The following is a 22,863-nucleotide window of genomic DNA, read 5'->3' as shown; positions in this document are numbered from 1 at the left end:
ACTCAGAACTCAACCACCACTTTCCCCCGCATATGTCCCTCCAGCACTTTACGGTGCGCCTCGGTAATGCTTTCCACGCTCAGCCCGTGCAGCGTTTCGCTGAGCGAACTTTCCACCACGCCGTTATCCACCAGCTTTGCCACCTCATTGAGGATCTCACCCTGACGCGCCATATCCGCGGTCTGGTACATGCTGCGGGTGTACATAAACTCCCAGTGCAGGGCGGCGGATTTGGACTTCAGCTTGTCCTGGTTCAGCGGATGTTCATTTTCAACGATGGAACAGATATGCCCCTGCGGCGCAATCAGTTCGCTGACCGCATCCCAGTGCCCGTCGGTGTCGTTGAGGATGAAAATGTAATCCACAAAGGTGAGCCCCTGTTTCGCCAGCTCGCCTTTCAGATCGCGGTAGTTGACGACAATATCAGCCCCGCGATCGCGGCACCACCGGGCGGAATCTTCTCGTGAAGCCGTTGCGACGATCTTCACCTTGCTGTTGTGCTTCGCAAAGGGGATCGCCAGCGATCCCACGCCGCCCGCGCCGCCGATGATCAGCAGCGTTTTTTCCGCCCCGGCATCCTGAATGTTCAGGCGTTCAAACAGACCTTCCCACGCGGTGAGCGCGGTCAACGGCAGTGCAGCGGCAGCCGCCCAGCTGAGGCTGTCAGGCTTGCGCCCGACAATCCGCGCGTCGATCAGCTGGTGCGTGGTGTTGCTGCCCGGGCGGGTGATATCGCCCGCGTACCAGACCTCGTCACCCGGTTTAAATCCGGTCACGCCAGCCCCCACCGCTTTGACGATCCCGCTGGCATCCCAGCCGAGGATGCGCGGCTCGTTCAGCCCGTTTTTAGCGATGCCCGCGTGGACTTTGGTATCGACCGGGTTAACGGAGACGGCCTTCACCTCTACCAGCAGATCGTGCTCGCCGGGCCGCGGCATTGGCGGGGTGATTTCAATGAAGGTGGACGGATTTTCTGGGTTAACGGCAATAGCTTTAACAGACATGGTGTGTTCCTCAATGGCATGCGTTTTGTTGAGGCTAGTCTATTAAGTGGCCAGCTGCATGATAAGATGGACAATCAAGAACTCAGCGTTCGTACAGGATGAACAATCATGTTTAAACAGCTGCAGGATATGGCGCTGTTCGCGCTGGTGGCGGAGATGGGCAGCTTTACCGCTGCCGCGCAGAAAGCCGAACTGCCGAAATCCAGCGTTAGCCAGCGAATTAGCCAGCTGGAGCAGCAGGTGGGGATCCGCCTTCTGAACCGCACCACGCGCAGGATCAGCCTCACGTTTGCGGGCGAGCACTATCTGGTGCACTGTCGCGAGATGCTGGCGGCCAGCGAGCGGGCCGAGTACGCCATTCAGCGGCTGCGCGAAAACCCGAGCGGGCGGCTGCGGATCACCTGTCCGGCGGGAATTGGGGCGACGCTGCTGGCGCACATGAATGCCGAGTTTCAGCTTCGCTATCCTGACGTGTCGCTGGATGTGTCGATCTCTGATGACGTGGTGGATCTGGTCGAGGCCGGTTTTGACGTAGCGCTGCGTACCGGCAAGCCGCAGGACTCCTCCCTGATTGGCCGGATGATCGGGCACTGCCCGCGCTACATGCTGGCCTCGCCGGACTATCTGGCGCGTCGGGAGCCGCTGACGCATCCCCGTCAGCTGGTGGAGCACCGCTGCATTACGCACCGGGCGTGGTCGGAGTGGCTTCTGCGAAGCGAGAGCGAGGATTACCGCTACCTGCCGGATAACGCGCACATGACCGATAATCTGGTCTACGCCCGCGAGTGTGCGATTGCCGGTGCGGGGATCACTCTGCTTCCCGCCTTCCTGGTAGAAGATAAAATTGAAAAAGGGGCGCTGGTTCAGGTGCTGCCGGAGTGGAATGTTGAAGGTAACGATCTGTGGCTGGCCTACCCAAGCCGCAAGCTGAATTCGCCTGCGCTGATGAGCTATATCGACTTTGCGATGCAGTTTGACGAGGTGAAGCGGTATTACGTGGGTGGGTGATTTTGTGCGGCCTGATGCCCTCACCCTGGCCCTCTCCCACGGGGAGAGGGTACAAACATAAAAAACGGCAACCGAGGTTGCCGTTTTGCTTTTATTTCGAAATACGCTTGTACTTAATACGCTTCGGCTCCAGCGCGTCGGCGCCCAGCGTGCGTTTCTTGTACTCTTCGTATTCGGTGAAGTTACCTTCGAAGAACTCCACCTTACCTTCGTCCTGATAGTCCAGGATGTGGGTCGCGATACGGTCCAGGAACCAGCGGTCGTGCGAGATAACCATCGCGCAGCCCGGGAACTCCAGCAGGGCGTTTTCCAGCGCGCGCAGGGTTTCGATATCCAGGTCGTTTGTTGGTTCATCGAGCAGCAGAACGTTTCCGCCCACCTGCAGCAGCTTCGCCAGGTGCAGACGACCGCGCTCACCGCCGGACAGCTCGCCCACGCGTTTGCCCTGGTCGGTGCCTTTGAAGTTAAAGCGGCCAACATAGGCGCGGCTTGGCATCTCGGTGTTGCCGATACGCATGATATCCAGACCGCCGGAGACTTCTTCCCACACGGTTTTGCTGTTATCCATTGCGTCACGGAACTGGTCAACGGAGGCCAGCTTCACGGTTTCACCCAGCGTGATAGAGCCGCTGTCAGGCTGTTCCTGACCGGACATCATGCGGAACAGGGTCGATTTACCCGCGCCGTTCGGACCGATGATCCCGACGATAGCGCCTTTCGGTACGGAGAAGGTCAGGTCGTCGATCAGCAGACGGTCGCCGTAGGACTTACGCAGGTTGGTCACTTCAACCACTTTATCCCCCAGACGAGCTCCAGGTGGAATAAACAGTTCGTTGGTTTCGTTACGTTTCTGGTATTCGGTGTTGTTCAGCTCTTCAAAGCGTGCCAGACGGGCTTTGCCCTTAGACTGACGGCCTTTCGCGCCCTGACGAACCCACTCCAGCTCTTTCTCGATAGACTTACGACGCGCCGCTTCCTGAGAAGCTTCCTGCGCCAGACGCTGATCTTTTTGCTCCAGCCAGGAAGAGTAGTTGCCTTCCCACGGAATACCTTCACCGCGGTCCAGCTCCAGGATCCAGCCAGCGACGTTGTCGAGGAAGTAACGGTCGTGGGTAATCGCCACAACGGTGCCTTCGAAGTCGTGCAGGAAGCGCTCCAGCCACGCCACGGATTCCGCATCCAGGTGGTTAGTCGGTTCGTCGAGCAGCAGCATGTCTGGTTTTTCCAGCAGCAGGCGGCACAGCGCCACGCGGCGGCGTTCACCCCCGGAGAGGTTCGCGATTTTCGCATCCCAGTCCGGCAGACGCAGGGCATCAGCCGCGCGCTCCAGCTGCACGTTCAGGTTGTGACCGTCGTGCGCCTGGATGATCTCTTCATACTTGCCCTGCTGCGCGGCCAGCTTGTCGAAGTCCGCATCCGGCTCAGCGTATTTGGCATACACTTCATCCAGACCTTTCAGCGCGTTGACCACTTCGGATACCGCTTCTTCAACGGATTCGCGAACGGTGTGTTCCGGGTTCAGCTGAGGTTCCTGCGGCAGGTAACCAATCTTGATGCCAGGCTGCGGACGGGCTTCACCTTCGATGTCTGTATCAATGCCGGCCATGATGCGCAGCAGGGTGGACTTACCGGCACCGTTGAGACCCAGAACACCGATTTTTGCGCCCGGGAAGAAGCTCAGCGAGATATTTTTAAGAATATGACGTTTCGGCGGGACAACTTTGCCGACACGATGCATGGTATAAACGAATTGAGCCACGTTGGACTTCGCCTCTTTTATCGTAATGAGAAGGAATTTCAGCCTCGAAGTGTAGCCTTTTTCACGTCCTAATCCCAGCCAGGAACGTCGGGAGTGTTAAAACGCGCAAGAAAGGTAAAAAAGTGTCCATGACGTGGCGCGTTGAAGGATGCCTGGTTAGCATAAGTTAATTAGACTTTGACGTGGCAAGACGCTGCAATTGACGAAAAAACAATGAGGAAGAGCTTGTGGAAAAAGCCAAACGGGTGGTCTGGCGTCTGCTGGCTGCCAGCGTATGCGTAATGGCGGTAAGCCAGGCGGTGCATGCCGATTCACTGGATGAACAACGTAACCGCTACGCCCAGATTAAACAGGCGTGGGACAACAAGCAGATGGATACCGTGCAGGTGCTGATGCCGACGCTAAAGGATTATCCGCTGTATCCGTATCTGGAGTATCGCCAGATAACCGACGATCTGATGAACCAGCCTACCGTCACCGTGAATAACTTCATTCAGGCGAACCCAACCCTGCCGCCAGCCCGAAATCTGCAGTCTCGCTTTGTGAATGAGCTGGCGCGTCGCGAAGACTGGCGCGGACTGCTGGCGTTTAGCCCTGAAAAGCCGAACGCCACCGAAGCGCAGTGTAACTATTACTACGCAAAATGGGCGACCGGCCAGCAGGAAGAGGCCTGGGCCGGAGCGAAAGAGCTCTGGCTGACCGGAAAAAACCAGCCGAACGCCTGTGATTCCCTGTTTAGCGCGTGGCGTGCTTCCGGCAAGCAGGATCCGCTCTCCTATCTTGAACGCATCCGTCTGGCGATGAAAGCCGGTAACACGCGTCTGGTGAGCTCGCTGGCGGGGCAGATGCCGTCCGATTACCAGACGATCTCCACGGCGGTTATCTCGCTGGCAAACGATCCAAACAGCGTCCTGACCTTTGCCCGCAGTACGGGCGCGACCGATTTTACCCGCCAGATGGCGGCGGTGGCCTTTGCCAGCGTGGCGCGTGACGATGTCGAAAACGCGCGGCTGATGATCCCGCAGCTGGTGCAGGCGCAGCAGCTCAATGAGGAGCAAACCCAGGAGCTGCGCGACATCGTGGCGTGGCGACTGATGGGCACCGATGTGACCGATGAACAGGCGCGCTGGCGTGACGATGCCATTATGCGTTCGAATTCTACGTCGCTGGTGGAACGCCGCGTGCGCATGGCGCTGGGCACGGGCGATCGCCGTGGGCTGAATACCTGGCTCGCGCGGTTGCCCATGGAGGCCAAAGAGAAAGACGAATGGCGCTACTGGCAGGCCGATCTGCTGATGGAGCGCGGTCGTGATGATGAGGCCAAAGAGATCCTCCATTCGCTGATGCAGCAGCGCGGGTTTTACCCAATGGCTGCCGCGCAGCGTCTGGGCGAAGAATACACTTTCCGTATAGATAAAGCGCCCGCTAACGCGAACCCGGCACTGACGCAGGGGCCAGAAATGGCGCGCGTTCGCGAGCTGATGTACTGGAATATGGATAACACCGCGCGCAGCGAGTGGGCGAATCTGGTGACCAGCCGCACCACCGATGAGAAAGCCCAGCTTGCCCGCTATGCGTTTGATAATCACTGGTGGGATCTCAGCGTGCAGGCGACGATCGCCGGCAAGCTTTGGGATCATCTGGAAGAGCGTTTCCCGCTGGCGTACAAAGATCTGTTCGATCGCTACACCAGCGGCAAAGATATCCCGCAAAGCTACGCGATGGCGATTGCCCGTCAGGAGAGCGCGTGGAACCCGAAAGTCCGTTCCCCGGTGGGCGCCAGCGGCCTGATGCAGATTATGCCGGGCACGGCGACGCACACGGTGAAGATGTTTAATATTCCGGGCTACAGCAGTCCGTCGCAGCTTCTGGATCCGGATACCAACATCAACATCGGTACCAGCTATCTCCAGTACGTGTATCAGCAGTTCGGCAATAACCGCATCTTCTCTTCTGCGGCGTATAACGCGGGTCCTGGGCGCGTGCGGACCTGGCTCGGCAACAGCGCCGGACGCATCGACGCCGTGGCTTTTGTGGAGAGCATTCCGTTCTCGGAAACGCGCGGCTACGTGAAGAACGTGCTGGCCTATGACGCTTACTATCGCTACTTCATGGGGCAGAAAGATACCCTGATGAGCGATGCCGAGTGGCAGAGACGTTACTGATCGGCGTGGGTTGTGTTATGCTGTACTCGCTAAAGAGTACAAGAGGCAGCATAACATGACCCAGCATTCCCCGTATTCCTCGGCAATGGCCGAACAACGTCATCTGGAGTGGCTTCGTTTTGTGGAGCTGCTGCGTCAGTCTTACGAACAGGATCTGCACTTACCCCTTATGCAGCTGATGCTCACGCCGGACGAGCGCGAGGCGCTGGGCACCCGCGTGCGGATCATTGAAGAGCTGCTGCGCGGAGAGATGAGCCAGCGCGAGCTGAAAAATGAGCTCGGCGCGGGTATTGCAACGATCACCCGCGGCTCGAACAGCCTGAAGTCGGCCCCGGTTGAGCTGCGCCAGTGGCTGGAAGCGGTATTGTTGAAAAACGCCGGATGACGGCTTTGCCTTATCCGGCCAAAAAACTTACCGATAAATCGCGTTATGGAACGGGCTTAAGGCCAGAATCACGGCCTGATGATAAACGCCTGAACGCGTCAGCGCGCCTGCGGTAAAGACGCCAATCGCCCCTTCTTTACGGCCAATCTCATCGATGCCGGTGTACTGCGACATCACCGGCCCGAGCGCTTCACCCGCACGGACTTTTTCCAGAATGATCTCCGGCAGCGGCAGGGTGGCCGAACGTGCTTCACCGCGCTGCTCGCGGCTTTCGATGACAACCCAGCTAAAGGTTGCGCCTTCGTCGATACCTGCTTCAATCGCTACCCAAAAGTCGGCATTCGGTGCCGCGGCCTTAGCGTTTGCCACGCGATTTCGTGCGCCAGCGCGCGTTTCCTCGCTGCCAAACGGCTGTTCAGGTACGCCGCTCTCGACGCCGATGGCCTCAATATGGCAGGATCCTGCGCCGAAGATCTCGTCAAATGCCCTTAGAATTGCCTGAATTTTGGCAGGATTAGTGGTAGCAGAGACAACATGGTGCATAATTAAGCTCGATTCAAAAAAAACTCATCGCAGTATAACGGAAAAAAAGCATGTTACAGGTATACCTTGTTCGCCACGGTGAAACGCAGTGGAACGCCGAGCGACGTATTCAAGGCCAGTCAGACAGTCCTCTCACCGAGAAGGGTGTGCAGCAAGCGTGGCAGGTGGCGGAACGCGCCAGAACGCTGGGTATTACCCACGTGATCACCAGCGATTTAGGTCGCACACAGCAGACGGCGCGCATCATCGCAGATGCCTGCGGCTGTGACGTCATGCTGGAGCCGCGCCTGCGCGAGCTGGATATGGGCGTGCTGGAGAAACGCCATATCGATACGCTGACGGAAGCGGAGGAGGGCTGGCGCCGCACGCTGGTGAACGGTACCGAAGATGGCCGCATTCCCGAAGGCGAATCCATGCAGGAGCTTAGCGTACGCATGCATGCCGCCCTGGCGGAGTGCCTGAAGCTGCCGGCGGGAAGCCGTCCGCTGCTGGTGAGTCACGGGATTGCGTTGGGTTGCCTGGTGAGCACCATTCTGGGGTTACCGGCTTACGCTGAGCGCCGTTTGCGCCTGCGCAACTGCTCCATTTCCCGGATTGATTATCAGGAAAGCGCGTGGCTGGCGTCGGGCTGGGTAGTAGAGATGGCAGGGGACATTTCGCATCTTGATGCCCCTGCGCTTGACGAACTGCAGCGTTAACGACGTATCGGAATCAAGAATTCCATACGCAGATTGATTGGGCCTTCTTCCGGTTTGGCATCCTGCGCCGGGTAGTAGCGCTCAATGTCCTGACCTTTACGGCGATTCAGATTCAGCATCGGCATGCAGGTTCCGTAAACGGTCAGGATAAACTCCTGAACCCCCGTTCCCAGCCCTTCATAGGCGAACATCACGTATTCGCCGCCTTCCAGCACGACTGGCTTCGAACCCTGAATATACCCATTGGCCATCTCTGGTGTCAGCGCGGTGGTGTAGAACACCTCCTGCTCGTCGTCTTTTTCCTGGCTTGGGTGCGTTTCGTTGAGGCCATACAGGATTGGCGGGATCGTCGGTGCGTGGCTCAGGAAGTCGCGCCAGAACTGGACGCGCATCTGATGACGGAACTCTGAAATCTGCTCCAGGGAGCACGAGTAACTCTGTGTCGTGCCGATCAGATGGGTTTCAGGCAACGTGACAATTTCGTATTTTGGCATCGCGAACTCGCCCAGACGCAGCGGCGGACGCATGCCAAACGAGCTCCAGTCAGGCGAGCGACGATAAAGCGCTGGCGTCAACGAGAACTGTTTTTTGAAGGCGCGGGTGAAGGTCTGCTGTGAATCGAAACGATATTGCAGGGCAATATCCAGAATAGGCCGCGCGGTCAGGCGCAATGCCACAGCAGATTTTGATAAACGACGTGCGCGAATATAGGCCCCGATAGCATGACCGGTGACATCCTTGAACATCCTTTGCAGATGCCACTTGGAATAGCCTGCTTTAGCCGCCACATTATCCAGTGACAAAGGCTGGTCGAGATGACCTTCCAGCCAGGTGAGCAGGTCGCGAATAATTCCAGCCTGATCCATATACTATCCTCATCCTTAAAACAGCAGGTGCCTGATAACAGGTTAGCGGATAATAGCATTTTTTGATGTTTTAGCATTCAGTGTTTTTTTTGCGCATTCATGCTTTTTAGAGCACATTACAGGCAGATATATTCTAATCCTGTGATCTTGCTACATTTTTGTCTAAAGTGTTGAATAATCGCTAAGTGTAATTTTAAAGAATGGTAACAATATGAAATACAAGACTTTGATCTTCACCGCGTTGATGCTGATGGTCGGGCGTGTGGCGCAGGCAGAACAGATTGGCTCCGTCGATACCGTGTTCAAAATGTTCGGCCCGGACCACAAAATCGTGGTGGAGGCGTTTGACGATCCGGACGTGAAAAACGTCACCTGCTACGTCAGCCGCGCGAAAACGGGTGGTATCAAAGGCGGGCTGGGACTGGCGGAAGATACCTCCGATGCGGCGATTTCCTGTCAGCAGGTGGGGCCGGTTGAGTTAAGCGATAAAATTAAAAACGGCAAAGCGCAGGGCGACGTGGTGTTCCAGAAACGGACCTCACTGGTGTTCAAAAAGCTGCAGGTGGTGCGTTTCTATGATGCCAAACGCAACACCCTGGCTTACCTTGCCTACTCTGACAAAGTGGTGGAAGGCTCGCCGAAAAACGCGATCAGCGCGGTGCCGATTATGCCGTGGCATTAATTCAGGGATGAACTATGCAACAACCTGTGGTCTGGCTGGTTGAAGACGAAACCAGTATCGCCGATACGCTGATCTACATGCTTCAGCAGGAAGGATTCGCGGTAAAGGCGTTTGAACGCGGTTTACCCGTGCTGGAGGAGGCGCGGCGGCAGGTTCCGGCGCTCGCTATTCTGGACGTCGGGCTGCCGGACATCAGTGGATTTGAGCTTTGCCGCCAGCTTCTGGCGCGGCACCCCTCACTGCCCGTGCTGTTTCTGACGGCGCGCAGTGATGAGGTGGACAAGCTGCTTGGCCTGGAAATGGGGGCTGATGACTACGTTGCGAAACCTTTCTCCCCTCGTGAAGTCTGCGCCCGGGTGCGGACGATTTTACGGCGCATGCAGAAATCCGTCGCACCATCAGATACGTTGCGTATCGGGCAGTTTGAACTGAACGAGCCTGCCGCGCGAATTAGCTGGTGCGGTGAAGCACTGCCCCTGACCCGCTATGAATTCTTGCTGCTCAAAACCTTGTTGCAGGCCCCCGGGCGGGTCTTTTCTCGTCAGCAGCTCATGGACAAGGTGTGGGGTGAAGACGGCGACAGCTTCGATCGTACCGTGGACACCCACATCAAAACCCTGCGCGCCAAGCTGCGGGCGGTGAACGAGGAACTGTCACCCATCAGCACCCATCGCGGTATGGGCTATAGCCTGGGGCTGTATTAATGCGCATTGGGATGCGTCTGCTGCTGGGGTATTTCCTGATCGTGGCCATCGCCGCGTGGTTCGTGCTGTCGATCTTTGTTCAGGAAGTGAAGCCCGGCGTGCGCAGGGCAACCGAGGGCACGTTAATCGATACCGCGACCCTGCTGGCTGAAATTGGGCGTGATGATTTGCTTTCGGGCCATGCGCAGCAGGGCAAACTGGCGCAGGCCTTTTCTCAGCTACATCAGCGCCCTTTCCGCGCCAATATCGGCGGGATCCATAAAGTGCGTAACGAGTACCACGTCTACATGACCGATGCGCAGGGCCGCGTCGTGTTTGATTCCGCCGGTCTGGCCGTGGGCCAAGATTACTCGCGCTGGAACGATGTCTGGCTGACGCTTCGCGGCGAATACGGCGCGCGCAGTACGCAAAGCCATCCCGACGATCCGGAGAGCACGGTGATGTATGTTGCCGCGCCGGTTGTGGAGCAGGGCAAGATTATCGGCGTGGTGTCGGTCGGGAAACCTAACAGCGCGATGGCACCGGTTATCCATCGCAGCGAGCGGCGGATCCTGTGGGCAGGCGGGGCGCTGCTCGGCATTGCCCTGCTGATTGGCCTCGTTGTGGCGTGGTGGATCAATCGATCTATCGCGACGTTATCGCGCTATGCCGACTCGGTGACCACGGATACGCCTCTCCCGCTGCCTAATCCTGGCAGTAGCGAACTGCACAAGCTGGCATTGGCGCTGGAGAGTATGCGCATTCGCCTGGAAGGGAAAAACTACATTGAACACTATGTCCATGCGCTGACCCACGAGCTGAAAAGCCCCATCGCCGCCATACGCGGCGCGGCGGAAATTCTCTCCGAGCAGCCGCCGCCGCAGGTGGCCGCGCGGTTTATCGATAATATTCTGGTGCAAAACGCGCGTATGCAGTCGCTGGTTGAAAAACTGCTCACTCAGTCGCGTCTTGAAAATCGGGTCGAAATTACGCCTCAGATCGTCCGTGTCGACCTGCTGTTTACGCGTCTTGCCGACGCGCGCTCGGCGCTGTTGGCAGCAAAAGAGATTGTACTGACCCTTCAGCCCGCTTCGATTCATGTTGAAGGCGATCCCGACCTTCTCGAACAGGCACTCGGTAATTTACTGGATAACGCTATCGATTTTACGCCGCAGGGCGGCGCCATTGAACTGGCGGCCCGGGAAGAGCAGGGGCAGATACAGCTGATCGTCACCGACAGCGGAAGCGGGATCCCGGATTACGCGCTGGATCGTATTTTTGAGCGCTTTTATTCTCTGCCGCGGGAGAACGGATTGAAGAGCAGCGGGCTCGGGCTGGCGTTTGTTCAGGAGGTGGCGCGTCTGCATCAGGGAGAGATTACATTGCGTAATCGTGATGAAGGTGGCGTGATGGCCACGCTGATACTTCACCGTCCCTTCACATAACTTCAAACTAACCCCACACGGCCTGGTTACGCTCTCCTCATCATAAAGGAGACGTAATGATGAAATCCCCACTGTTCTGGAAAATTAGCACCCTGCTGGGGTGCATCCTGCTGCTGTTAGTCCCGCTTTTTATGGTCAGTAACCTGATATCAGAGCGGGAGAACTACCGCAATGATGTCGAAAATACGCTTCGCCAGAGTACCAGCGGACCGCAAAAACTGGTCGGCCCGATGATTGCGATTCCGATGACGGAGATCTTCTACAAGATAGAGGACGAGAAGAAGGTCGAATACAAGAAAAGCTACATGCATTTCATTCTGCCGGAATCTCTGGTTGTTGAAGGGAACCAGCGCGTTGAGTCGAGAAATATTGGTATCTATGACGGGCAGATCTGGAACACGGACCTGAAGATAAAAGCGCAGTTTAATACCGAAGAGCTGAAGCAGTTGAAAGGGGAAACGATCGCGACAGGGCAGCCGTTTATCGTGACGGGCGTTGGCGACGCGCGGGGTATTGGCACGGTCAGTATCTCTAAAATCAATGGTGAGACCCTAAGCGTGGAACCCGGTTCAGGCGTCTACGGTGCGTTTGCTGGGATCCATATCCTGCTGACCGACAAAGCGCTGGAAGCCAAAACGTTTGCGCTTGAGATGTCCCTCAGCCTGGCGGGAACTGGCAGTTTTGCGGTGGTACCGGTAGGGCGTAATAGCGAGATGACGCTCAACAGCAACTGGCCGCATCCGGGCTTTATGGGCGATTATCTCCCCGTTAAGCATCAAATAGGCGAGTCTGGTTTCCAGGCGAACTGGCAGAGCAGCTGGTTTGCAAATAACCTTGAGAGCTGGTTCTACGGCAAGGAGTCGCCGGAGTGGGAGGCGCTCCCGGCCTTTAGCGTGACGGTAGCGACGCCAGCCGACCAGTATCAATTGACCGACCGGGCAATTAAATACGCTATTTTGCTGATTGCGCTGACGTTTATGGCTTTCTTTGTCTTCGAAACCTTAACCGGATTACGCCTTCATCCGATGCAGTATCTGCTGGTGGGGCTGTCGCTGGTCCTGTTCTATCTGGTGTTGCTGGCGCTGTCTGAACACGTCGGGTTTACGCCAGCCTGGGTTGTTGCAAGCCTGGTTGGCGCAGCGATGAACGGAATGTACCTGCAGGCCGTGCTGAAAAGCTGGAAACGCAGCGGGCTGTTTGTGCTGGCACTACTCGGACTGGATGTCGTGATGTGGTTCCTGCTGCGCTCGGAGGACAGCGCATTGCTACTGGGCTCTGCTGTTCTTGCCCTGGCGCTGTTCGCGGTGATGTACCTGACCCGGCATTTCGACTGGTACTCGCTCTCTCAGCCGAAGCGACCAGAGCCACCCGCAGCATCTGATAACGATACGATGCGGATCTGGAAATAAAAAAACGGCGCAAATGCGCCGTTTTTTAATGCGTTAACTGCAGGATTACTCCTGCAGATCGCCGCAGAAACGATACCCTTCGCCGTGGATCGTGGCGATGATTTCCGGCGTATCTGGCGTAGATTCGAAATGCTTACGAATACGACGAATGGTCACGTCTACGGTACGGTCGTGCGGTTTCAGCTCACGGCCGGTCATTTTCTTCAGCAGCTCTGCACGGGACTGAATTTTGCCCGGGTTTTCGCAGAAGTGCAGCATCGCGCGGAATTCACTGCGCGGCAGTTTATACTGCTCACCGTTCGGGCTAATCAGCGAACGGCTATTGATATCAAGTTCCCAGCCGTTGAATTTGTAGCTGTCTACGCTACGACGCTCTTCGCTGACCGTACCCAGGTTCATGGTGCGGGACAGCAGGTTGCGTGCACGAATGGTTAACTCGCGAGGATTGAACGGCTTGGTGATGTAGTCATCCGCACCGATTTCCAGGCCAAGAATTTTATCAACTTCGTTATCACGGCCCGTCAGGAACATTAACGCGACGTTCGCCTGCTCGCGCAGTTCGCGCGCCAGAAGAAGACCGTTTTTGCCCGGCAGGTTAATATCCATGATCACCAGGTTGATATCATTTTCAGAAAGGATCTGATGCATCTCTGCGCCATCGGTCGCTTCAAAGACATCGTAGCCTTCTGCTTCGAAAATGCTCTTTAACGTGTTGCGTGTTACCAACTCGTCTTCAACGATAAGAATGTGCGGGGTCTGCATGTTTGCTACCTAAATTGCCAACTAAATCGAAACAGGAAGTACAAAAGTCCCTGACCTGCCTGATGCATGTCGCAAATTAACATGATCGGCTTAACGTGACTAAAGTACGTAATTGCGTTCTTGATGCACTTTCCATCAACGTCAACAACATCATTAGCTTGGTCTTGGGTACTTTCCCTTTGGACCCGACAGTGTCAAAAACGGCTGTCATCCTAACCATTTTAACAGCAACATAACAGGCTAAGTGACACCAGACACCCAATAAAACTACGCTTCGTTGACATATATCAAGTTCAATTGTAGCACGTTAACAGTTTGATGAAATCATCGTAGCGGAATGCTAGCCTTTGTCACAATTTTTCAATAAACCAACTAGTTGCGGACATTGATTTATAAACGAAGCGAATCCAATCAGAATAGGGTATTCATGTCGCTATTATCATTATAAAACATGGGGATAATAGTGTTCTGTTAACATTCTAACTGATTGTTCAGACAAGGAATAGTTTAGCGTTTTTAATTTGTTATGAAACGCTATTTCGGTGATTTGTGTTGCATTTTTGTAAATTCGCGCCGCGTAATATGTTGAAGTGCATCACATTTTTGCCCGCTAACTGATTAAAAAGAGAGCATAAATGCATCTGTCGATTGTACTGGTTGCCCCAGCCAGAGCCGAAAATATAGGCGCTGCCGCGCGCGCCATGAAGACCATGGGATTCACCGATTTACGTATCGTGGACAGCGCTGCCCACCTGGAGCCTGCGGCTCGTTGGGTAGCGCACGGATCGGGCGATATCCTCGATAATATAACCACTTACGCGACGCTTGCTGATGCGCTGCACGACATTTCGTTTACCGTTGCGACCACCGCGCGCAGCCGTGCGAAGTTCCATTACTATGCCACGCCAGCGGAGCTGGTGCCGATGTTGGGCGAGAAAAGCCAGTGGCTGGATAAAGCCGCGCTGGTGTTTGGTCGCGAAGATTCCGGATTAACCAACGAAGAGCTGGAGCTGGCGGACGTTCTTACCGGTGCGCCGATGGTCGCCGATTATCCCTCCCTGAATTTAGGCCAGGCGGTCATGGTCTATTGCTATCAATTAGCCTCCCTAATACAAATCCCTCAACCTCCGGCAGAAGGGGCAAATGAAAATCAGCTGGCTGCCCTGCGCGCTCGCGTTGAGCAACTGTTGTCTCAGCTGGGTGTGGCGGACGATCAAAAAATGGCTGACTGGTTGCAGCAGCGTTTGGGGCGTCTTGAGCAGCGGGACACCGCAATGCTGCACCGTTTGCTGCACGATATTGAAAAAAAATTGGCGGAGTAAAATCCTGCCATAAGTTTTTACTATGGCGAATAAGTCTGTCCAGAAGGGTTGCTATTGGGCGAATCGGATGAAAATAAATCTGCAAACAGCGGGACGTGAGAGTCTCCCGAATTGTGATCAAATTAAAAATTCGTTGACTTAAGGTGCCCGATCCTTTAACCCTAAAAGAATACAGGACAGACAGATAATAATGACAGAGTACACAACATCCATGAAACGCATCAGCATCACCACCATTACTACAACCATCATCATTACCACAGGTAACGATGCGGGCTGACGCGTACAGGAAAAACAAAAAAAAGCCCGCACCTGAACAGTGCGGGCTTTTTTTTCGGCTAAAGGAAACGAGGTAGAACCATGCGAGTGTTGAAGTTCGGCGGTACATCAGTGGCAAATGCAGAACGTTTTCTGCGTGTTGCCGATATCCTGGAAAGCAACGCCAGGCAGGGGCAGGTTGCTACCGTGCTCTCTGCCCCGGCAAAAATCACGAACCATCTGGTGGCGATGATTGAAAAAACCATCGGTGGCCAGGATGCACTCCCGAACATCTGCGACGCAGAGCGTATCTTCGCTGACTTGCTGCAAGGGCTGGCAGAGGCGCTGCCAGGCTTCCCACACGCTCAGCTGAAGTCCTTCGTTGAGCAGGAATTCGCACAAATCAAACACGTCCTGCACGGCATCAGCCTTCTCGGCCAGTGCCCGGACAGCGTCAACGCGGCGCTGATCTGCCGGGGCGAAAAACTCTCTATCGCCATCATGGCCGGCGTGCTGGAAGCGCGCGGACATAGCGTGACCGTGATCGACCCGGTTGAAAAACTGCTGGCGGTGGGCCACTACCTCGAATCCACCGTTGATATTGCCGAATCAACCCGCCGTATCGCCGCGAGCAAAATTCCTTCTGACCATATGATCCTGATGGCAGGCTTCACCGCCGGTAACGAGAAGGGCGAGCTGGTAGTGCTGGGCCGTAACGGCTCCGACTACTCCGCCGCCGTGCTGGCCGCCTGTTTACGCGCGGACTGTTGTGAAATATGGACTGACGTCGACGGCGTTTATACCTGTGACCCGCGCCAGGTACCCGATGCCAGACTGCTGAAATCGATGTCGTACCAGGAAGCGATGGAGCTTTCCTACTTCGGCGCCAAAGTGCTTCACCCTCGTACCATCTCCCCGATTGCCCAGTTCCAGATCCCTTGCCTGATTAAAAACACCGGTAACCCGCAGGCGCCGGGTACGCTGATTGGCGCGAGTACCGATGAAGACGGTCTGCCGGTCAAAGGCATCTCCAACCTGAACAACATGGCGATGTTCAGCGTCTCCGGCCCGGGGATGAAGGGGATGGTCGGCATGGCGGCGCGCGTCTTTGCGGCTATGTCCCGCAACGGTATCTCGGTGGTGCTGATTACCCAGTCTTCTTCCGAATACAGCATCAGCTTCTGCGTGCCGCAGGCTGACTGCCTGCGCGCCCGTCGCGCGCTGGAGGAGGAGTTCTATCTGGAACTCAAAGAAGAGCTGCTGGAGCCGCTCGCCATTCAGGAACGCCTGGCGATTATCTCCGTGGTCGGCGACGGCATGCGCACGCTGCGTGGTATTTCCGCCAAGTTCTTCGCCGCGCTGGCGCGCGCCAATATCAATATCGTGGCGATTGCCCAGGGCTCGTCAGAGCGTTCAATTTCTGTTGTCGTGGACAACGATGACGCCACCACCGGCGTACGCGTGGTTCACCAGATGCTGTTCAACACCGACCAGGTTATCGAGCTGTTCCTGATTGGCGTCGGCGGCGTGGGCGGCGCGCTGCTGGAGCAGGTGAAGCGTCAGCAGGAGTGGCTGAAGAAGAAACATATCGATCTGCGCGTCTGCGGGATTGCCAACTCCAGAGCGCTACTCACCAACGTTCACGGTCTGAACCTGGAGAACTGGCAGGCCGAGATGAACGAGGCGAAAGAGCCGTTCAACCTGGGCCGCCTGATCCGTCTGGTGAAAGAGTACCACCTGCTTAACCCGGTGATTGTCGACTGTACCTCTAACCAGGCGGTGGCCGACCAGTACGCCGACTTCCTGCGCGAAGGGTTCCACGTGGTGACGCCGAACAAAAAGGCCAACACCTCGTCGATGGATTACTATCACCAGCTGCGTCTGGCGGCGAGCAAGTCGCGCCGCAAGTTCTTGTACGATACCAACGTGGGCGCGGGCCTGCCGGTTATCGAGAACCTGCAGAACCTGCTGAACGCGGGCGACGAACTGCAGCGTTTCTCCGGCATTCTCTCCGGCTCGCTGTCGTTTATCTTCGGCAAGCTGGATGAGGGGATGAGCCTCTCGGAAGCGACCCGCGCCGCGCGCGAGCTGGGCTATACCGAGCCGGATCCGCGTGACGATCTCTCCGGTATGGACGTGGCGCGTAAGCTGCTGATTCTGGCACGTGAAACGGGCCGTGAGCTTGAGCTTTCCGATATCGTGATTGAACCCGTGCTGCCAGCAGAATTTGACAGCAGCGGTGATGTCGCTGCATTCATGGCAAATTTGCCGCAGCTTGACGATGCTTTTGCCGCGCGCGTTGCGAAAGCCCGTGATGAAGGTAAGGTATTGCGCTATGTTGGCAACATTGAAGAAGATGGCGTGTGCCGGGTGAAGATTGCCGAAGTGGATGGCAACGACCCGCTGTACAAAGTTAAAAACGGCGAAAACGCCCTCGCGTTTTACAGCCACTATTATCAGCCATTGCCGCTGGTGCTTCGCGGCTATGGCGCAGGGAACGATGTTACGGCGGCGGGTGTGTTTGCCGATCTGCTGCGTACCCTGTCATGGAAGTTAGGAGTTTAACATGGTCAAAGTTTATGCCCCGGCTTCCAGCGCGAATATGAGCGTCGGATTTGACGTGCTGGGCGCGGCGGTGACGCCGGTGGATGGTTCACTGCTGGGCGATACGGTCACGGTGGAAGCGGCAGACAGCTTCAGCCTGAACAACGTCGGCCGCTTCGCCAGCAAACTGCCGCCTGAGCCGCGCGAAAATATCGTCTATCAGTGCTGGGAACGCTTCTGTCAGGAGATCGGCAAAAACGTGCCGGTTGCCATGACGCTGGAAAAAAGTATGCCGATTGGCTCGGGGCTGGGTTCCAGCGCTTGTTCGGTGGTCGCCGCGCTGGTGGCGATGAACGAGCACTGCGGCAAGCCGCTGAACAACAACCGCCTGCTGGGGTTGATGGGCGAGCTGGAAGGGCGCATCTCCGGCAGCATTCACTATGACAACGTGGCGCCGTGCTTCCTCGGCGGCATGCAGCTGATGATCGAAGAAAATGGCATCATCAGCCAGCAGGTGCCAGGGTTTGATGAGTGGCTGTGGGTGCTGGCCTATCCGGGCATTAAGGTCTCTACCGCGGAAGCGCGTGCGATCCTGCCCGCGCAGTATCGTCGCCAGGACTGTATCGCCCACGGGCGTCATCTGGCGGGCTTTATTCACGCCTGCTACACCCGTCAGCCGCAGCTGGCGGCGAAGCTGATGAAGGACGTCATTGCCGAGCCGTACCGCACGAAGCTGCTGCCCGGCTTTAACGAGGCGCGACAGGCATCGATGGATATCGGCGCGCAGGCGTGCGGCATCTCCGGCTCCGGCCCGACGCTGTTCGCCCTGTGCGACAAGCCTGACACCGCGCAGCGCGTGGCGGACTGGCTCTCTAAACACTACCTGCAAAATCAGGAAGGCTTTGTTCATATTTGCCGTCTGGACACGGCTGGCGCACGAGTACTGGGATAATTAATGAAACTCTATAACCTTAAAGATCATAACGAGCAGGTCAGCTTCGCGCAGGCGGTAACTCAGGGGCTGGGCAAAAATCAGGGGCTGTTCTTCCCGCATGACCTGCCGGAATTCCAGCTGACCGAGATCGACGAGCTGCTGAAGCAGGACTTCGTCACCCGCAGCACCAAAATTCTGTCTGCGTTTATCGGCGACGAAATTCCGCAGGAGCTTCTGGAAGAGCGCGTGCGTGCGGCGTTCGCTTTCCCGGCGCCGGTGAAGCAGGTTGAGCCTGACGTTGGCTGCCTGGAGCTGTTCCACGGTCCGACCCTGGCGTTTAAAGACTTCGGCGGCCGCTTTATGGCGCAGATGCTGACCCACATCAGCGGCGACAAACCGGTGACCATCCTGACCGCGACCTCCGGCGATACCGGTGCGGCGGTGGCGCATGCCTTCTACGGCCTGAAAAATGTCCGCGTAGTGATCCTCTATCCGAAAGGCAAAATCAGCCCGCTGCAGGAAAAACTGTTCTGTACGCTCGGCGGCAACATTGAAACCGTGGCGATCGACGGTGATTTCGATGCCTGCCAGGCTCTGGTCAAGCAGGCTTTCGACGACGAAGAGCTGAAGGTGGCCCTGGGTCTGAACTCTGCCAACTCCATCAACATCAGCCGTCTGCTGGCGCAGATCTGCTACTACTTCGAAGCGGTGGCGCAGCTGCCGCAGGAAGCGCGCAACCAGCTGGTGATCTCCGTGCCGAGCGGTAACTTCGGTGACCTGACGGCAGGTCTGCTGGCGAAATCCCTGGGTCTGCCGGTGAAACGCTTTATCGCGGCGACCAACGCCAACGACACCGTGCCGCGCTTCCTGAAAGACGGGAAGTGGGCGCCGAACGCCACGCAGGCGACGCTCTCCAACGCGATGGATGTGTCACAGCCGAACAACTGGCCGCGCGTGGAAGAGCTGTTCCGCCGTAAGATCTGGCGTCTGGGTGACCTGGGCTACGCCGCGGTGACGGATGAAACCACCAAAGAGACCATGCGCGAGATGAAAGCGGTGGGGTATATCTCTGAACCGCACGCGGCGATTGCCTACCGCGCGCTGCGCGACCAGCTTAACCCGGGTGAATATGGCCTGTTCCTGGGCACCGCGCATCCGGCGAAGTTCAAAGAGAGCGTGGAAGCGATCCTGGGCGAAACGCTGCCGCTGCCGAAAGAGCTGGCCGAGCGCGCCGACCTGCCGCTGCTGTCACATGAGCTGCCCGCAGATTTTGCCGCGCTGCGTAAGCTGATGATGACCCGCGCGTGATTGTGTTGCCCGGTGGCGGCTACGCCTTACCGGGCCTACAACGACTACGACGACCTAATCGAAGGCCGGGTAAGGCGAAGCCGCCACCCGGCTTTTTTGTGGAGAAATTAAGGAGAGAAAAAGCAGGAAAAAAGCAGAAATTCCCAATAAATGCGGTCACTTAGCGTTTAGGATTGCAGAGAATAACATCCCCCGTTCCCCTCGCGTACTCTCCTTACATCGGCCCACGTTGGGCAAGAAGAATAAGGAGTCACCTGTGTCTACACTGAAACCTGCACTCATCGCGCTTTCACTGGTGCTGGCCGCCCCCATGGCGGTTCAGGCATCTGAAATTACCCTCGTACCTGCAGTCAAACTGCAGATTGGCGACCGGGATAACAACGGGCATTACTGGGACGGCGGCCGCTGGCGCGACCACGACTGGTGGAAGGCGCATTATGACTGGCGTGATAACCACTGGCGCCCACATGATGAGCATCGTAAACACGACGATCGTCACGATGACCATCACCACGATGACCGCCGTGACGATCGCGGCCCGGACTGGAAACACCATTAATGCAAAACCCCGCCAGCTGGCGGGGTTTGTTTTTACTGCTCGTGGCGCTTAAACACCAGCTCGCCTTTCCCTGACGACGCCTCGTCAAAGAAATAGCCTTCGCTGTTAAATTTGGTTAACTGCTCCGGCTTCGTCAGGCGGTTCTGGATGATGTAGCGGCTCATCAGGCCGCGCGCTTTCTTAGCGTAGAAGCTGATCACTTTGAACTTACCGTTCTTCTCGTCGAGGAACACCGGTTTGATAATCTCCGCATCCAGCTTTTTCGGCTTCACCGACTTATAGTATTCGTCGGATGCCAGGTTAATCACCACGTTATCGCCCTGAGCGTGCAGCGCCGCGTTCAGCTTGTCGGTAATGATATCGCCCCAGAAATGATACAGGTCTTTGCCTTTGGCATTTTCCAGGCGAATCCCCATCTCCAGACGATACGGCTGCATCAGATCCAGCGGGCGCAGTACGCCGTACAGACCCGACAGCATGCGCAGATGCTGCTGGGCAAAATCGAAATCGGCTTCGCTAAAATCTTCCGCCTGCAGGCCGGTGTAGACATCACCTTTAAACGCCAGAATCGCCTGGCGAGCGTTCGCCGGGGTGAAATCCGGGTGCCACTCGTGAAAGCGGGTCGCGTTAAGATCGGCCAGCTTGTCGCTGATGCTCATCAGCGAGGCGATTTGCGGCGCAGAGAGCTTACGCGCTTCGCGGATCAGCTGTTGCGAGTAGTCCAGCAGTTCAGGCTGGGTATAGCGCTCGGTGGCGAGCGGGCTCTGGTAGTCGAGCGTTTTTGCAGGTGAAATCAGAATCAGCATATCCAGTCCTTGCAGGAAATTTAGAGCGACTTTAGCAAAAAATCGCCCTGAATTGATCGATAGCTGTTATTGCCGCGGCAAATCATCCCACGTGCCGGGGGCAAGCTGCGCCTTAATATCGGGATAGCGGGCGGGATCAAATACCGGCGGAACGCCGAGTTTGCGCTGACGCAGATAGTCTCTGGCAATCAGGGTCACAACGGGCGAGAGCAGCAGGATAGCGGTGAGGTTCGTGATCGCCATTAGCGCCATAATGATATCGGCCAGCTGCCAGACCAGCGGCATGCTGAGTAAGGAGCCAGCGATGATCATCAGTATGACCGCGAGCCGCAGGGTTCCGATTGCGGCGCGAGAGTCGAGCTTCAGGAAAATAAGGTTATTTTCGGCGTAGAGGTAATTCACCACAATCGAGCTGAAGGCAAACAGCACCAGGACGAGCGAGACAAATCCTGCTCCCCAGCCGCCGGTCAGGTTCACCAGCGCCTGCTGGAGAAGCTGTATCCCGGCGGTTCCTGAGGAGTGCGGGACGGGGCCTGCCAGCAGCAAAATCATGGCGCTGGCGGAGCAGATGATAATGGTATCGGTAAAGACGCCAATCATCTGCACAATGCCCTGTGCGGCCGGGTGCGGCGGCCAGGAAGAGGCGGCAGCGGCCGCGTTGGGGGTTGACCCCATTCCGGCTTCATTGGAGAACATGCCCCGCTGAAAACCCGCCATCAGCGCCTGGCTAAAGGTATAGCCCAGCGCCCCGGAGGCTACCTCGCGCCAGCCAAAAGCGCTTTTGACGATGGTCGCAATCACGCCAGGCACCTGGTCGATATGCCGTGCGGCGACGAACAGGCTCGCGACCACCCAAAGCAGCGCCATAACGGGAACCAGCCACTGCATCAGGCGGGCAACGCCCCTGAGACCGGCAGAAATGGTGAGCAGAACGACGAGGGCTAAAGCAATACCGGCGACCCACTCCGGGCAGGAGAAGGCATAGCGCAGGGCATTGGCGACAGAATTTGCCTGGACGGTATTAAAAATAAGGCCGTATGCGAGCAGTAAAAAAAGCGAGAACAGAACGCCCATCCAGCGCATCCCCAAGCCACGCGCCATGTACCACGCAGGACCGCCGCGAAACTGGCCGTTTTTATCTTTCTCTTTATACAGCTGGGCGAGCGAACTTTCGGCAAAGGAGGTGGCCATTCCGAGTAGCGCCGTCACCCACATCCAGAAGACCGCGCCTGGCCCGCCGGCGCTGATGGCCAGCGCAACGCCCGCCAGATTCCCGCTGCCGAGGCGTGCCGCCAGGCTGGTACAGAGTGCCTGGAACGACGTTAATCCGCCCGGCTGGGGCGTAACGCTGTTTTTCAGACTTCTGCCAAACTTGCGAATATAACGAAACTGGATAAACCCACTGCGTAGCGTAAACCAAATACCTGCTCCCAGAAGCAGGTAAATCATTATCGAACCCCACAGGACTTCGTTAATAAAGAAAAAGAAATCAGGCATTAACGTCCCTCTTGTTGATGCCAAAGTGAATATGTAAGCGCTACCACTGATTGGGCATGCTGTTGCTTAGCAGCCTGTTAATCTTCCGAGTTTACCATACTCTACCTAAGCGCACTGTCTGCGGTTGCGCTACCCCTCCGTCGTGTTATCATCAGGGCAGACCGGTTACATCCCCCTAACAAGTAAACCTGTCATTTTTCCGCTGCAGACATGCTGTCGGTAGCGT

22 protein-coding genes and 1 other annotated feature are annotated in these 22,863 nt (G+C 56.6%); of the genes, 15 read left to right on the top strand and 7 right to left on the bottom strand.

Annotation, left to right across the window (positions count from 1 at the left end; translation table 11 throughout):
* Positions 1-2: 2 nt before the first annotated feature.
* Positions 3-1,004, bottom strand: a complete 1,002-nt coding sequence (locus M2422_RS11375; RefSeq protein ID WP_064673204.1) for a zinc-binding alcohol dehydrogenase family protein — start codon at positions 1,002-1,004, stop codon at positions 3-5.
* 108 nt (positions 1,005-1,112) lie between these two features.
* On the opposite strand from M2422_RS11375, the gene M2422_RS11370 reads away from it, so the two are divergent.
* Positions 1,113-2,012, top strand: a complete 900-nt coding sequence (locus M2422_RS11370) for a LysR family transcriptional regulator (RefSeq protein WP_039260881.1) — start codon at positions 1,113-1,115, stop codon at positions 2,010-2,012.
* 91 nt (positions 2,013-2,103) lie between these two features.
* On the opposite strand, the gene ettA is transcribed toward M2422_RS11370, so the two are convergent.
* On the bottom strand, positions 2,104-3,771 hold the full coding sequence (gene ettA / locus M2422_RS11365) for an energy-dependent translational throttle protein EttA (protein ID WP_047060206.1): 1,668 nt from the start codon (positions 3,769-3,771) through the stop codon (positions 2,104-2,106).
* Positions 3,772-3,998: 227 nt separating this feature from the next.
* Between ettA and sltY the strand changes: the two genes are divergently transcribed.
* Complete coding sequence (gene sltY, locus M2422_RS11360; RefSeq protein WP_064673205.1) at positions 3,999-5,936, top strand: murein transglycosylase; 1,938 nt, start codon at positions 3,999-4,001, stop codon at positions 5,934-5,936.
* A gap of 55 nt (positions 5,937-5,991) precedes the next feature.
* The gene (gene trpR / locus M2422_RS11355) at positions 5,992-6,321 is read left to right on the top strand and encodes a trp operon repressor (RefSeq protein ID WP_023310330.1); all 330 of its coding nucleotides are present in this window, start codon (positions 5,992-5,994) and stop codon (positions 6,319-6,321) included.
* A gap of 27 nt (positions 6,322-6,348) precedes the next feature.
* Here the strand turns inward: trpR and yjjX are convergent, their stop codons facing one another.
* Positions 6,349-6,864, bottom strand: coding sequence for an inosine/xanthosine triphosphatase (gene yjjX, locus M2422_RS11350; RefSeq protein WP_023334447.1), 516 nt, complete (start codon positions 6,862-6,864; stop codon positions 6,349-6,351).
* Positions 6,865-6,914: 50 nt separating this feature from the next.
* Here yjjX and gpmB point away from each other — a divergent pair, with 50 nt between their 5' ends.
* Positions 6,915-7,562: a 2,3-diphosphoglycerate-dependent phosphoglycerate mutase GpmB gene (gene gpmB, locus M2422_RS11345; protein ID WP_023310332.1), complete on the top strand. Its 648-nt coding sequence runs from the start codon at positions 6,915-6,917 to the stop codon at positions 7,560-7,562.
* Here gpmB and robA read toward each other — a convergent pair.
* The gene (robA, locus tag M2422_RS11340; protein ID WP_033144587.1) at positions 7,559-8,428 is read right to left on the bottom strand and encodes an MDR efflux pump AcrAB transcriptional activator RobA; all 870 of its coding nucleotides are present in this window, start codon (positions 8,426-8,428) and stop codon (positions 7,559-7,561) included. The genes gpmB and robA overlap by 4 nt on opposite strands.
* 211 nt (positions 8,429-8,639) lie before the next feature.
* On the opposite strand from robA, the gene creA reads away from it, so the two are divergent.
* From creA to creD, 4 genes are read left to right on the top strand one after another with little or no spacing between them, the layout of a single operon-like run.
* Positions 8,640-9,110, top strand: a complete 471-nt coding sequence (creA, locus tag M2422_RS11335; RefSeq protein WP_023334448.1) for a protein CreA — start codon at positions 8,640-8,642, stop codon at positions 9,108-9,110.
* 14 nt (positions 9,111-9,124) lie between these two features.
* Positions 9,125-9,814, top strand: coding sequence for a two-component system response regulator CreB (gene creB, locus M2422_RS11330; RefSeq protein ID WP_064673206.1), 690 nt, complete (start codon positions 9,125-9,127; stop codon positions 9,812-9,814).
* Positions 9,814-11,238, top strand: coding sequence for a two-component system sensor histidine kinase CreC (gene creC / locus M2422_RS11325; protein WP_064673207.1), 1,425 nt, complete (start codon positions 9,814-9,816; stop codon positions 11,236-11,238). The genes creB and creC overlap by 1 nt, the downstream gene beginning before the upstream one ends.
* Before the next feature lie 56 nt (positions 11,239-11,294).
* On the top strand, positions 11,295-12,647 hold the full coding sequence (gene creD / locus M2422_RS11320; RefSeq protein ID WP_064673208.1) for a cell envelope integrity protein CreD: 1,353 nt from the start codon (positions 11,295-11,297) through the stop codon (positions 12,645-12,647).
* Between the two features lie 45 nt (positions 12,648-12,692).
* Here the strand turns inward: creD and arcA are convergent, their stop codons facing one another.
* Positions 12,693-13,409 carry a two-component system response regulator ArcA gene (arcA, locus tag M2422_RS11315; protein WP_003856501.1) on the bottom strand — a complete coding sequence of 239 codons (717 nt, stop codon included), beginning with the start codon at positions 13,407-13,409 and terminating at the stop codon, positions 12,693-12,695.
* 95 nt (positions 13,410-13,504) lie between these two features.
* Between arcA and yjjY the strand changes: the two genes are divergently transcribed.
* The 7 genes from yjjY (at position 13,505) to M2422_RS11280 (ending at position 20,334) form a co-directional block, all read left to right on the top strand.
* Entirely contained in the window at positions 13,505-13,645 is a 141-nt protein-coding gene (yjjY, locus tag M2422_RS11310; protein WP_085928893.1) for a protein YjjY, read from the top strand.
* A gap of 399 nt (positions 13,646-14,044) precedes the next feature.
* Positions 14,045-14,731 (top strand): tRNA/rRNA methyltransferase, encoded by a 687-nt coding sequence (locus M2422_RS11305; RefSeq protein ID WP_064673209.1) that lies wholly within the window; start codon positions 14,045-14,047, stop codon positions 14,729-14,731.
* Positions 14,732-14,942: 211 nt separating this feature from the next.
* Positions 14,943-15,011: a thr operon leader peptide gene (gene thrL, locus M2422_RS11300; protein ID WP_015572623.1), complete on the top strand. Its 69-nt coding sequence runs from the start codon at positions 14,943-14,945 to the stop codon at positions 15,009-15,011.
* Positions 14,950-15,067 (top strand) — a sequence feature (Thr leader region). It overlaps the preceding gene by 62 nt.
* A 24-nt stretch (positions 15,068-15,091) precedes the next feature.
* Entirely contained in the window at positions 15,092-17,554 is a 2,463-nt protein-coding gene (gene thrA, locus M2422_RS11295) for a bifunctional aspartate kinase/homoserine dehydrogenase I (RefSeq protein ID WP_033144592.1), read from the top strand.
* A 1-nt stretch (position 17,555) separates the two neighbouring features.
* Positions 17,556-18,485: a homoserine kinase gene (gene thrB, locus M2422_RS11290; protein ID WP_064673210.1), complete on the top strand. Its 930-nt coding sequence runs from the start codon at positions 17,556-17,558 to the stop codon at positions 18,483-18,485.
* Positions 18,486-18,488: 3 nt separating this feature from the next.
* Entirely contained in the window at positions 18,489-19,775 is a 1,287-nt protein-coding gene (gene thrC / locus M2422_RS11285) for a threonine synthase (RefSeq protein ID WP_064673211.1), read from the top strand.
* A 256-nt stretch (positions 19,776-20,031) separates the two neighbouring features.
* A complete protein-coding gene (locus tag M2422_RS11280; protein WP_048979033.1) occupies positions 20,032-20,334 on the top strand; it encodes a DUF2502 domain-containing protein in 303 nt (100 codons plus the stop codon).
* A 32-nt stretch (positions 20,335-20,366) separates the two neighbouring features.
* On the opposite strand, the gene yaaA is transcribed toward M2422_RS11280, so the two are convergent.
* Positions 20,367-21,140 (bottom strand): peroxide stress protein YaaA, encoded by a 774-nt coding sequence (gene yaaA, locus M2422_RS11275; protein ID WP_039260860.1) that lies wholly within the window; start codon positions 21,138-21,140, stop codon positions 20,367-20,369.
* A gap of 66 nt (positions 21,141-21,206) precedes the next feature.
* Entirely contained in the window at positions 21,207-22,637 is a 1,431-nt protein-coding gene (locus M2422_RS11270; RefSeq protein ID WP_064673212.1) for a sodium:alanine symporter family protein, read from the bottom strand.
* Positions 22,638-22,863: the final 226 nt, after the last annotated feature.

The sequence above is a fragment of the Enterobacter sp. SLBN-59 genome, assembly GCF_024807915.1.
Taxonomy (GTDB): Bacteria; Pseudomonadota; Gammaproteobacteria; order Enterobacterales; family Enterobacteriaceae; genus Enterobacter; species Enterobacter asburiae_B.
The sequence above is the reverse complement of the archived record's forward strand: the minus strand, read 5'-3'. Positions and strand labels throughout refer to the sequence as shown.